This is a genomic window from Kaistella sp. SH40-3, from assembly GCF_030686865.1.
GTDB lineage: Bacteria > Bacteroidota > Bacteroidia > Flavobacteriales > Weeksellaceae > Kaistella.
In genome coordinates this window covers 551,727-564,113 of sequence record NZ_JAQYUS010000001.1, presented here as the reverse complement: position 1 = coordinate 564,113, position 12,387 = coordinate 551,727, and the positions used below count along the sequence as shown (strand labels likewise).

9 protein-coding genes are annotated in these 12,387 nt (G+C 35.4%); 7 read left to right on the top strand and 2 right to left on the bottom strand.

What is annotated here, in order from left to right; genetic code table 11:
* Nucleotides 1-61: 61 nt before the first annotated feature.
* Genes PUH65_RS02575 through fabG form a run of 4 tightly spaced genes read left to right on the top strand, consistent with a single transcriptional unit; the run spans nucleotide 62 to nucleotide 3,969 of the window.
* Entirely contained in the window at nucleotides 62-1,033 is a 972-nt protein-coding gene (locus PUH65_RS02575; RefSeq protein WP_305518314.1) for a hypothetical protein, read from the top strand.
* A 14-nt stretch (nucleotides 1,034-1,047) separates the two neighbouring features.
* Entirely contained in the window at nucleotides 1,048-2,427 is a 1,380-nt protein-coding gene (murC, locus tag PUH65_RS02570; protein ID WP_305518313.1) for a UDP-N-acetylmuramate--L-alanine ligase, read from the top strand.
* A 52-nt stretch (nucleotides 2,428-2,479) separates the two neighbouring features.
* Nucleotides 2,480-3,214, top strand: a complete 735-nt coding sequence (rsmI, locus tag PUH65_RS02565; protein WP_305518312.1) for a 16S rRNA (cytidine(1402)-2'-O)-methyltransferase — start codon at nucleotides 2,480-2,482, stop codon at nucleotides 3,212-3,214.
* Nucleotides 3,215-3,225: 11 nt separating this feature from the next.
* Nucleotides 3,226-3,969: a 3-oxoacyl-[acyl-carrier-protein] reductase gene (gene fabG / locus PUH65_RS02560; protein WP_305518311.1), complete on the top strand. Its 744-nt coding sequence runs from the start codon at nucleotides 3,226-3,228 to the stop codon at nucleotides 3,967-3,969.
* A 315-nt stretch (nucleotides 3,970-4,284) separates the two neighbouring features.
* Here fabG and PUH65_RS02555 read toward each other — a convergent pair whose 3' ends face one another.
* Entirely contained in the window at nucleotides 4,285-5,325 is a 1,041-nt protein-coding gene (locus PUH65_RS02555) for a GMP reductase (RefSeq protein WP_305518310.1), read from the bottom strand.
* A gap of 55 nt (nucleotides 5,326-5,380) precedes the next feature.
* Complete coding sequence (gene surE, locus PUH65_RS02550) at nucleotides 5,381-6,145, bottom strand: 5'/3'-nucleotidase SurE (RefSeq protein ID WP_305518309.1); 765 nt, start codon at nucleotides 6,143-6,145, stop codon at nucleotides 5,381-5,383.
* A gap of 317 nt (nucleotides 6,146-6,462) precedes the next feature.
* On the opposite strand from surE, the gene PUH65_RS02545 reads away from it, so the two are divergent.
* From PUH65_RS02545 to PUH65_RS02535, 3 genes are all read left to right on the top strand, one after another.
* Nucleotides 6,463-8,646: a DUF5686 family protein gene (locus PUH65_RS02545; protein ID WP_305518308.1), complete on the top strand. Its 2,184-nt coding sequence runs from the start codon at nucleotides 6,463-6,465 to the stop codon at nucleotides 8,644-8,646.
* Nucleotides 8,647-8,807: 161 nt separating this feature from the next.
* A complete protein-coding gene (locus tag PUH65_RS02540) occupies nucleotides 8,808-10,928 on the top strand; it encodes a carboxy terminal-processing peptidase (protein ID WP_305518307.1) in 2,121 nt (706 codons plus the stop codon).
* Between the two features lie 142 nt (nucleotides 10,929-11,070).
* Entirely contained in the window at nucleotides 11,071-12,387 is a 1,317-nt protein-coding gene (locus tag PUH65_RS02535; RefSeq protein WP_305518306.1) for a 2TM domain-containing protein, read from the top strand.

Below are 12,387 nucleotides of genomic sequence, written 5' to 3'. Positions count from 1 at the left end.
TTGTTAATTTAGCCGTAAGATTTAAAAAGCCAAAATTACGGAAATTTAATAAGATTCTAATATGCAAAATCTCCAAGATATTCACGATAAAATTTTTTTTGAAACAAAAACTATTCTCGAAACCCTCTGTAAAATTAATTCAAAAGATGAACTTTTAGCAAAGCAGGATTTATTTACAGAAGTTACAGATAGAATCGCTTTTCTAAGAATTTTAGAAAAGAACGAAGATCAATTTTCGCGAATTCTTACAGGAGAAGTCAGCCATGAAAACCAAATTTTAGATGAAGCCACGGAGCACGTAGAATTTAATGAAACTACTTTTGATGATATTGTTGAAGAAGAAGTCATGTTCACCAATGAACTGAACGATTTTGAAGAAGAGATTCAAACCGAGCAGGATAATATCCATACCACAACTCAATCAGAATCTTTAGAAGAAGAGAAGCAAGTTGAACCAGAACAGGATTTAATTATTGAACAGGAAGAGTTTGATTATGCGGAAAGAGTAGCGCAAAAAGAAAAAGACTTAGAGGAAATGGAAGAGCGCCGCCGGAGAATTGTTGAGTTTAGTAGACACGAGACTCAGCCTGATGATTCTACTGAAATTGAAAGAAATCTACAAAATTCTGAGAGAGAACACGCAGAGAAAAAATTTAAGTTAGCCAGCATTAAAGGGATAAAAGTTGTTCAGCAATTGTTTGATATCGATCCTTTGGATGAAGAAACAGAAAAAATAGAAACACCAGTTGATGAAGGAAGCTTGTTGAAAAGCCATGTGAAAACAGACTTTATGGAAGCCGAAAAAAGAAAACCAGAATTTAAACTGGATCTTAATGATAAAGTAGCTTTCACAAAAAGTTTATTTGCGGGTAACGAAATAGAGTTAAAGGAAACCATTGAAAAATTAAACAGTTTCAGCAATTTAGAAGATGCGAAACAATATCTCAGTGAAGTTTATTACAGAAAAGATTGGGGAAAAGTCGACGAATACGCACAACGATTGTGGAATTTGGTGGAAAATAAATTCATGTAAGAACTGAAGAATTGATGATGATAAAAAATATAAAAGATTTCCAAAATGTCTTTTTCATAGGAGTTGCAGGCGTTGGAATGAGCGCAATTGCTCAGTACTTAAAAGGTATTGGGAAAGAGGTGAGCGGAAGCGACCGCTATTTTCATCCAGGTGAATATAATAAAACCAAAGAACAGTTAGAAGCAGAAGGAATCAAATGTTTTCTTCAAGATGGAAGCGGAATTACAGAAAAGACTGATCTAATAGTAGTCTCTACTGCAATTGAAGATACTGTTTATGAAGTTCAAAAAGCAAAAGAACTTGGCATTCCAATTATTAAAAGAAGCGAATTATTATCGATCATCGCAAAAAGTAAAAAGACGATTGCAGTCGCAGGAACTTCGGGGAAATCCACGACATCAGCGATGCTTTTCCAGATTTTATTAGATGCTAATTTTGAACCTAGCATCATTTCTGGCGCAGGTTTAACCAGCATTATCAAACAAGGCAAAATAGGAAATGCTGCAGTCGGAAAAGGAGAGTGGCTCATCATAGAAGCCGATGAAAGCGACGGTTCCGTTGTTCAGTATCACCCAGAAATTGGATTGCTTTTAAACATCGATAAAGACCATCAGGAAATTGATGAATTGATCGAATTGTTTACTATTTTTAAAAGCAATACAAACAGTTTATTCATTGTTAATCAATCAAATACATTAGCGAAATCATTGTCTGCGAATCCCGAAATAGATTTTGGATTTGAAAATAAAGAGGCAGGATATTCTGCTGAAAATTTCAAACAAGATGGTTTGTCTTTGACCTTTGAAATTCAGAATCAAAAATTTCAAATGAATTCCTTGGGACAACATTCTGTTGAAAATGCAACTGCTGCAATTGCTGTTGCCCATCAAATTGGAATTGGTTTAAAAACCTGTGCTGAAAGTCTTTCAAAATATGAAGGAATTTACCGCCGTCATCAAATTCTGGGACAGAAAAATGGAGTTTGGGTAATTGATGATTATGCTCACAATCCAGCAAAATGCGCTGCTTCCATTAAGGCTTGCCAACCATTAGCAGAAAAAGTAATCGCCTGGTTTCAACCGCATGGATACAAACCGACTCGGTTTTTGAAAGATGATTTCATTCAAGAAATTGCAGATTCATTAAGACCGCAAGATGAAATCTGGATGAGCGAAATTTTCTATGCCGGAGGAACAGCTGTGAAAGATATTTCAGCCAACGATTTGGTTGAAGGAATTACAGCCAAAGGAAAAAAGGCTCATTTCGTGGAAGACAGAAACGATTTGTTAGAAGCCTTAAAACCTGAATTAAAAGAAGGAACAGTTTTACTTTTAATGGGTGCAAGAGATCCAAGTTTGGAAGAGTTTTGTAAAAACTTATATGAAAACTTATAAAATTAAAATCAATCCTTCAAGTTTATAACAACCTTGGGAGATTCTATAAAAAATGAGCGGAATCCTATATTTTGTGCCAACACCCGTTGGTAACCTAGAAGACATGACTTTCAGAGCAGTAAAAATTCTGAAGGAAGTCGATTATATTTTATGTGAAGATACCCGAACCTCGGGTTTTCTTTTGAAGCACTATGAAATATCTAAACCACTGAAATCCTATCATTTACACAACGAGCATCAAACAACTCAGAAAGTGGTTGATGATTTGAAAAATGGTCAAAACATCGCAATTATAACCGATGCAGGAACACCTGGAATTTCAGATCCTGGCTATCTTTTGGCGAAAGCAGTTTCAGATGAGCAATTAGAAATGCAGTGTTTACCTGGCGCAACAGCTTTTGTTCCGGCATTGGTAGTTTCTGGATTGCCGAATAATGAATTTTTATTTGCAGGATTTTTACCCCAGAAAAAAGGAAGACAAACCAAACTAAAACAATTGGCGGAAGAGAAAAAAACCATTATTCTCTACGAAAGTCCACACAAGATTAATACGACTTTAGAACAGATCAAAGAATTTTTTGGCGAAGAAACTAAAGTAAGTTTAAGTCGGGAAATTTCCAAAAAATTTGAGGAAACTAAACGCGGGACAATCAATGAATTAATCGACTTCTCTAAAAGCAAAACTTTAAAAGGAGAAATTGTATTGGTCATCAATAATGTGGTGAGCAAAGAAGAGGACGAAGAAAAACCTTTGTCAAAAAATAAATATAAAAACTTAGAAAAATAAACGAAATACATATGGGATTATTAGAAGGAAAAGTTGCCTTGATTACTGGCGCAACCCGTGGGATTGGAAAAGGAATCGCAGAAGTTTTTGCGAAAGAAGGTGCACAAGTTGCCTTTACTTACGCCGGTTCTGTTGATAAAGCAAAAGCGTTGGAAGAAGAATTAGGAAAGATTACCAAAGTAAAATCTTACCAGTCAGATGCGTCTGATTATGATGCGGCACAACAATTAGCGGCAGATGTCATCGCTGACTTTGGTAAAATCGATATTCTGATTAATAATGCCGGAATTACCAGAGATAACTTAATGCTCAGAATGTCCAAAGACGATTGGGACACGATTATTAAAGTGAATTTAGATTCGGTGTTCAACTTAACCAAGGCAGTAATTAAACCGATGATGAAAGCCAGATCTGGTTCTATCATTAACATGACTTCGGTCGTTGGGGTGAAAGGAAATGCAGGTCAAGCGAATTATGCTGCATCAAAAGCGGGTGTTATTGGTTTCTCAAAATCGATTGCGCTTGAATTAGGTTCCAGAAATATCCGTTGCAATGCGATTGCTCCAGGATTTATCGAAACTGAAATGACGGCTGCTTTAGATGAGAAAACAGTACAGGGTTGGAGAGAATCAATTCCTTTGAAACGCGGTGGTCAGCCAGAAGACGTTGCAAATGCCTGCGTTTTCCTGGCGAGCGATATGTCCGGTTATATCACAGGGCAGGTTCTGAACGTAGATGGTGGAATGCTCACTTAATATTTTTAGAAGCACTAAGATTTTTGCTATTTAGAAAAACCCGTCCCGCTCTCCACTCTATCTCGCCGAGGCGAGGATGCCGTTACGATCGGGGCTAAAAGAAAAACCATTTCAATTTTCAAAAATAAAAATGCTCTGAATTTCAGAGCATTTTTACTTGGGACAATGATTTGTTTAAAGGATGATCTTTCAACCGTAAAAATGTAAAAAAATCTTGTCAGAAAAGACAAAACAAACAACAGGTTATGTGAACTTATAAACCCAATCAGTTCCATGTCAAAATACTTGAGTGACTTTTGTTGTTAATAAGATGGGCTAATCTCCAAATACCTGATTCTCCTGTTCTAAAACCCGGATAAAAGTTGTTCGCTTAGAAAGTTCCCGCAAAGTAGAAGCACCAACGTAAGTACACGTCGAACGAACGCCGCCCAAAATATCTTTCACCGTTACCGAAACTGATCCTTTGTATGCGACTTTCACCGTTTTTCCTTCAGATGCACGATATTCTGCAACGCCACCCGAATGTTTATCCATAGCGGTTTGAGAACTCATTCCATAGAAAAGTCGGTATTTCTTACCATTTTCTTCTACGATTTCTCCGCCGCTTTCATCGTGTCCAGCGAACATTCCACCCAACATCACGAAATCGGCACCGCCGCCAAATGCTTTTGCGACATCGCCAGGCATTTTACAACCACCATCAGAAATAATATGTCCACCAAGTCCGTGAGCCGCATCAGCACATTCAATAATCGCCGAAAGTTGTGGATAACCAACACCTGTTTTTATTCTGGTTGTACAAACCGATCCAGGACCAATCCCAACTTTAACAATATCAGCGCCAGATAAAATAAGTTCTTCTACCATTTCTCCTGTAACAACATTTCCCGCGATAATTGTTTTATCTGGAAAAGTTTTGCGGATTCTTTTAACAAACGCGACGAAATGTTCAGAATATCCGTTGGCAACATCAATGCACAGAAAATTAATTTTTGGATGGAGATCAATAATCTGCTGAATTTTTCCATCATCATCTTTTCCGATTCCGGTGCTCAAAGCAATATAATCGTAAATTGAATCTGGTTGATTTGTGAGAAAATTTGACCATTCTTCAACCGTATAATGTTTATGAATTGCGGTGATAATCTTTTCTTTCGAAAGCCCTTCAGCCATTTCAAATGTTCCCACCGTATCCATATTTGCCGCAATAATCGGAACTCCAGTCCATTTTTTCTGGGAATTTCTGAAAGTGAAATTTCTTTCTAAACTAACCTGGGATCGGGATTTCAACGTAGAACGTTTCGGACGGATCATGACGTCTTTAAATCCTAATTTAAGTTCGGTTTCTATGCGCATTTTTATGAATATTTAAAAGTTAAACAAAGGTTAAGGCTTGAAAAAAACTAAATTATTATTCCAAAATATTTCGAAGCGTCTGCAAATGTTCGTGAGCAGTTAGATCAAATTTTACAGGAACAATCGATATATAACCATCTGCTAGTGCTGTTTCATCAGCATCATGACCATCATCCATATTATTGAAATAACCAGTCAGCCAATAATATTTTTTGCCGTGCGGATTGGTTCGTTCATCAAAGTTTTCTTCCCATTTTGCGTTGGCTTGTCGGCAAACTTTAATTCCTTTAATTTCCTCTTTCTTTAGTTTCGGAATATTTACATTCAGAACAATTCCTTTAGGCAAAGGATTTTCTAAAACTTTATTTACAATATTCTGAATATGTTCTTTGGCTTGAGAAAAATCGGCATCCCAGGAAAAGTCCAGTAAGGAGAATCCGATTGCTTGTAAACCTTCTACTCCCGCTTCCACAGCAGCACTCATTGTTCCTGAATAAATAACATTAATGGAAGAATTTGCACCGTGATTAATTCCGGATACTACGATGTCTGGTCTTCTGGTCAAGATTTTATCCAAAGCAAATTTTACACAATCAACTGGAGTTCCACTTAATGAATAATCTTTTTGCGGACCTTCTAAATTGATTTCTTCAAATGTTAAAGTAGAGTCAATCGTAATTGCATGACCTTTTCCTGATTGTGGTGAATTGGGAGCAACTACGATTACTTCGCCAATTTCATTCATAAAGTTGACAAGATTTCTAATTCCCGGAGCGGTAATTCCGTCGTCGTTCGTGACTAATATTAAGGGTTTTTCCATGAATTTTAAAATGATTTACCACAAAAATAATTCTTTAAAAAGACATTCCGAGTATTCTTTTCAAACATTATGATTTTTAATATTGAAAGAGAAATAAGGCATCGAATACTACTTTTCTTAATTAGGACTTATCGGTTACTTTGGAACCTAAAATTTTGTCTTACTTTTGTAAGTTGTTTAAAACGTAAAATTTTCACGTTTTTTTGCTACAATTATTTATGAAGTATTTTAAGTTTTTTCTTCTCTGCCTTCTCCTGGCTTCTGTTTTTTCATTTTCTCAAGTTCGAGAAACCGCAATAGATGAAGTGCAAATTAAGATGGTTAAGAAATTAAAAAAGAAAGATAATCCGGCCTTTGAGATTATGCAAGAAGTTTGGAAACGTAAGAAAAACAACGGACTTTCTCAGTTTCAAGATTACCAATATGAAGAATATGAAAAAGTAGAGGTAGACCTTGCCAACATTGATTCTGCTTTTACTCAAAGAAAAATTTTCAATCAACTCGACTTCGTTTTTAAGTATGCCGATACTCTGGATAATGCCAATCAACTGGCTTTGCCTATTTTTTTTAATGAAACACTTTATAAAACGCTGGGCAGAAACACACCAAATAAAAAGGAAAAGCGACAGATTATAGCCAATAAATCTTCAGGGTTTTCTGATAATGATATGGTTGCAAATACTGCAAAAAACCTTTATAAAGAAATTAATATTTATGATAACGTGCTAAATTTCTTTAATATCGGTTTTACAAGCCCGATTGCGAGAGATGGTTTTTCAGTGTACGATTATCAACTTTTGGGCGAAGAGTTTATTAATGGTACAGACGCTTATCGAATAAGATATGCACCGAAAAGAAAAGACATACTCTCGATTTATGGCGTGGTTTATATTGCTAAAGAAACTTATGCGGTAGTGAGCGCAACCATTAAATCAAGTCGAAACATCAACGTGAATTTTGTCAATAGTTTCTATAACGAATTAGAGTATGATAATCCGAACGATTCTATTTTTTTGCCTAAAAGAAATTATCAGGAAATTCAATTGTCGATTTTTGGAAAGAAAGAAAAGTCAAAAAGTATTGTTGCTAAAAAAACGACCGTTTTCTCTGATTATCTTTTTAATCAAAATATAAATGATGAGGTGTTCGACAATAAAATATCATCATTAAGTGATAAAGATTTTGAAAAAGACGATCAATACTGGCTGGAAAATAGAAAAGAACAACTTTCTAAAACGGAAGAAAATGTCTATCAAATGATGGATGAATTACAAAGTGTTCCGAAATTTAAGAAAGTAGTAAAAGCGTATGAAGTTATTTCATCAGGCTATTACAATGCTTTTAAAGCCATCGATTTTGGAGATATTTATTCCACTGTGGGTTATAATGAAGTTGAAGGATTCCGTTTGAGGTTGGGAGCCAGAACCTATTTTTCACCCAATGATTTATGGCGCGCTGCCTTTTATACTGCTTATGGTTTCCGCGATCATCAAGTGAAATATGGAGCCGAATTTAGGAATATGTTTAATCGTGATAATCGATTTACAATCGGTGTTGGAACTCGAAGAGATGTGATGCAATTGGGAGCGCAGTTGACTACTGATGAGGGAATTATGACACGGTCTTTTGCTTCTTCGGGAGTTTTGAATTCAGGAGATAACTTCTTTTTAAGTTCTGTAAATCAAACCAGTACGTTTGCCGCGATTGATCCTTTTAAGAATTTTACCGTGCGTTTAGATGCAACTCATCAAAGCATAAAATCTGCTAATCCGGAAAAATTTTCCCTGGATTATTATAAAAATGGACAAATCTATTCTGAACTGGTAGATTCCAAATTAGTCCTTAGCGTTACCGCAAGACCGGGCGCGAAATTTTCCCAATATGGTGTTGACCGTTATGAGCACAGCACTTTGGCGCCCACGATTATGATGAAATATACGCAGGGTTTAGAGGGCGTTTTCGGCTCGGATTTTAATTACAGTAAACTTCAGTTGTTTTATTATCAGCCGATTCTTTTAAAGAGTTTTGGAAGGCTGATTCTAAATGTCGAAGCCGGAAAAAACTTTAATAAACTTCCTTTGGCTTTACAAAATATTATTCCGGGAAATCAGTCGTATAATTTAATGCCCAATGCTTTTGCTTTGTTGAATTACTATGAATTTGTGGCGGATCAATATGTAACCTTCCAGGCAGAACATCATTTTAACGGAAAAATTTTATCTTATATCCCACTCGTCAAAAAATTAAAATTAAGAGAAGTAGCCTTTTACAGAACTGCCTTAGGTAGTTTGATGGAACGTTCTGTTTTAATGAATGTTGGGAATCAAAACCTGTCGGCTCCGGAAAAGAAACCGTATTATGAATATGGATTCGGAATTGAAAATATCGGTTTCGGAAACGTGAGGATTTTAAGAGTTGATTTCAACTGGAGAGGAAATTATCTTGAAAATCCGGAGACTAAAAAATTCGGAATTAAGTTCGGATTCCAATATTATTTCTAAAATACTTTTCTTTTCTTCTTCTATTAATTTCGCGAAATTCAATAAAAATTTCTAAATTTCTTATATTATTCTAAATAAGGTACTAATTTTGATACTTTGAAAAAATCCTGTAACGAATAAGGATAAACTTCAACAAATTATATATATTATTTAACAACTCTATGTTCAAAAAATTTAAACTCAATAAATTACTGCTGTTCATTCCGCTTACGAGTTTGGTGTTTTGTTTCAATACACCGAAAAATGACGACGAAAAAATGTCGACCATTATGATCAGCGTGAAGAACGCAATCAGTTATTTGCACTATTCACCAAAACCTATTAATGATGCTTATTCACAAGATGTTTATAAACATTATTTTGAAATGGTAGATAATTCTAAAAGGTATTTTCTGCAATCCGATATGGCAGAATTTGCACAGCATAAAACTAAATTAGATGATTATCTGAATCAGGGAGATTTAAGATTCTATAAATTAACTATCGATCGTTTGTATCAGAGAGTTGATGAAATAGATAAAATCACTCAGGATATTTTAAGCAAACCTATTAATTTAGATGAAGACGAAACGCTTGTTCTGGAGCCTAAGATAAAGAACAATCCAGCCAATCAGTCGGAACTTGCTGCAGAATGGAAAAAGTATATTAAATACAATATTCTGCAGGAAATGGAATCTTTAACTGCCAAGGAAGAAATGCAGAAAGAGAAAAAAGATTCTGTTCAAAAATTTAATTTGAAAGATACCATTAAACTAGAAATTTTAACTCCCGAAGCGAAGCGAATTAAAGCGACAGAGGAAGTGAAAGATTTGGTAACAGATACTTTCAGAAGGTTCAAGAAAAGAAATAAAATGGATTGGTTCACGGTGTATATGAATGCGTATACCGAAGTTTTCGATCCTCATACCAACTATTATTCTCCGAAAAATAAAGAAGATTTCGATACCCAATTCAAAGGGAAAATTATTGGAATTGGTGCTGTTATTCAGGAGAAAAAAGGGAATTTATATTTAGGTGAATTGACTATTGGTGCTCCAGCCTGGAAATCTAAACAACTAACATCGGGTGATAAAATCTTGAAAGTAAGATCGAGTCCGGATCAGGATGCCGTGAGTGTGGTAGGAATGCTTGTAGATGAAGCGGTGCGATTAATTCGTGGTAAGGAAGGAACCAAAGTTGTTTTAACTGTTGAGAAGAAAGATAAATCAATCCAAGAAGTAACCATGACTCGTGAAGAAGTGGCTATTGAAGATACTTTCGCAAGAAGTATTGTGGTGAACTCTTCAGATGGTAAAAAATATGGCTTTATTAATTTGCCAAGTTTCAATGCAGATTTCGAAGATCCGAAAGGAAGAAATGCTTCTGATGATATTAAGAATGAACTGATAAAATTGAAAGCACAAAACGTAGAGGGAATCGTCCTTGACCTTAGAAATAATGGAGGAGGAAGTTTAACGGAAGTCGGCGACATTATGGGCTTGTTCATGAATGCAGGCGCTTATGTTCAAGTGAAAGACGGTGACGGAAAGATCCAGACGCTTAAAAACAAATCAAATACTCCACTTTGGACAGGCCCTTTGGTAATTATGCAAAATGAACTTTCGGCTTCAGCGTCGGAGATTTTGGCAGGAGCCATTCAGGATTACGGACGAGGAGTAGTAATTGGTTCGCCGCAATCTTTCGGAAAAGGAACAGTACAAACCTTTGTTGATCTTAACAGATATTTGAATACCAGTGACGATTTTGGTTCTATAAAATTAACCATTCAAAAATTCTATAGAATATCAGGTGAATCTACGCAGAGAAAGGGAATTCAGTCTGATATTCAAATGAAAGACTTCTTTACTTATGCCGAGATTGGGGAACGATTTGATGAGTATGCTTTGGCTTGGGACAAAATTCCAGCAGTACAGTATCAACCTTTGAATTACTTCTCTGTAACCGCTTTACAGAAAGGAATTGAAGCACGTTTGAAAGAAAACAAAACCTATCAGTTGATCCAGCAATCTGCTCAGTGGAAAGAGAATTTAGATAAAGAGGAAACGATTTCTTTAAACCAAACCAAGTTTAATGAGGTGATGCAAATGAGAAAATCACAAATCAAGAAGTTTAAATCACTCACCAAATTTAATAATGGTTTGAAATTCACTGTGAATCCAGACGAAGCGGTTCGGGAGAAAACAGATGAAGCATTTGCGAAGAAAACCGAGAACTGGACCAAGAATCTTCAACGGGATTTATACCTTCAGGAAGCGATAAATGTAATTTCAGAAATGAAGTAAACTTTTAAAATAAGTACTTAAGCAACCATCGAGATATTCGGTGGTTGTTTTTTTTGCAGTTCAGTGATTAAAAATTACCGTTCAGTAGAAATTTATTTTATTTACCTTTAATCAAGTATACATTTGTACCAATAATTAGATCATGAACAGAAAAAGTTTAATAACCATATCCTGGATTACGTTTTTTATCGGAACGGTCATCTTTGTGTTTTTCACGCCGGTAAAAACTTTTCAAAACTACCTGTTGACAATGTTGATTTCCGCCTTGTACAGTTTTACCATCGCGATTGGAAACGGAGTGGTTAATGATTATTTAAACAAAAGATACTCGTGGGTAGAAGACACTAAAAAGCGAACAATTCTAGGCGTGATTTCAACCGTTATTGTCAATGTAATATTGGTCTTTATTTGTAATTATATCAACTTTATTTTATTTCAAAAAGGAAATGTTTCTGAGTTTTTTTCAGGAAATATGGGTTTCTTCAATTGGTTTACGATTAATGTAGCCTTATTTATTTCCGCTGTTTTACATGCAAAAGGTTTTGTAGAAGCCTGGAAAAGTTCTACCAAACAAGAAGTTGTTCAGCAGAAGTTAATCGCAAAATCAGCCAATGCTCAGTTCGAAAGTTTAAAGAACCAACTTGATCCACATTTCCTGTTCAATTCCTTAAATGTGTTGAGTTCTTTAATTGATGAAAATCCCGCGCAGGCCCAAAGATTTACGGCTTCAATGTCAAAAATTTACAGATATGTTCTCGAGCAAAAAGATAAAGAATTAGTGACCGTAGAAGAAGAACTTAACTTTGCGAAAACCTACTGCGATCTACTAAAAACCCGCTTTGAAGACAGCGTAAGTTTCGACTTCAATGTGAATGAAAAAGATTTGAAATTCTATGTAGTGCCACTTTCTTTGCAACTGCTTTTAGAAAATTGCATCAAACATAATTTTGCGACCTCTTCTAAACCATTGCATATTAAAATTTATTCTGAAAATGGTAACCTGTTCATTGAGAATAATTTACAGCAAAGAGAACAGGTAAAAGAAAGCGCCGGAATTGGCTTGTCAAATATTGTTCAGCGCTATTCTTTGTTAACAAAACAAAATGTTTTCATCGAGAAATCAGCAACGTTTTTCAAAGTGAAAATTCCAATATTAACTCAAAAAATTACCGCAATGAATACACAACCTTCCAGCGAATCCATGGCTTATGAAAGAGCCTCCAAAAGAGTAAAAGATTTGAAAGGATTCTATAGCAGTCTCATCTCGTATTGTCTGGTCATTCCATTTTTGATTTTTATCAACTTACGAACCGCACCGGAATACCACTGGTTTTGGTGGCCGATGTTCGGTTGGGGACTTGGCCTGAGTTTAACCGCAATCAAAGTTTTTGGAATCAGCAACAACTGGGAAGAAAAACAAATTCAGAAGATTTTAGACAGAGATAAATATAAAAACTAA

Excerpts from the sequence above, each read along its gene's own strand:
- PUH65_RS02575 (WP_305518314.1), top strand. The coding sequence starts at position 62 with ATGCAAAATCTCCAAGATATTCACGATAAAATTTTTTTTGAAACAAAA.
- murC (WP_305518313.1), top strand. The coding sequence starts at position 1,048 with ATGATGATAAAAAATATAAAAGATTTCCAAAATGTCTTTTTCATAGGA.
- rsmI (WP_305518312.1), top strand. The coding sequence starts at position 2,480 with ATGAGCGGAATCCTATATTTTGTGCCAACACCCGTTGGTAACCTAGAA.
- fabG (WP_305518311.1), top strand. The coding sequence starts at position 3,226 with ATGGGATTATTAGAAGGAAAAGTTGCCTTGATTACTGGCGCAACCCGT.
- PUH65_RS02555 (WP_305518310.1), bottom strand. The coding sequence starts at position 5,325 with ATGCGCATAGAAACCGAACTTAAATTAGGATTTAAAGACGTCATGATC.
- surE (WP_305518309.1), bottom strand. The coding sequence starts at position 6,145 with ATGGAAAAACCCTTAATATTAGTCACGAACGACGACGGAATTACCGCT.
- PUH65_RS02545 (WP_305518308.1), top strand. The coding sequence starts at position 6,463 with ATGGTTAAGAAATTAAAAAAGAAAGATAATCCGGCCTTTGAGATTATG.
- PUH65_RS02540 (WP_305518307.1), top strand. The coding sequence starts at position 8,808 with ATGTTCAAAAAATTTAAACTCAATAAATTACTGCTGTTCATTCCGCTT.
- PUH65_RS02535 (WP_305518306.1), top strand. The coding sequence starts at position 11,071 with ATGAACAGAAAAAGTTTAATAACCATATCCTGGATTACGTTTTTTATC.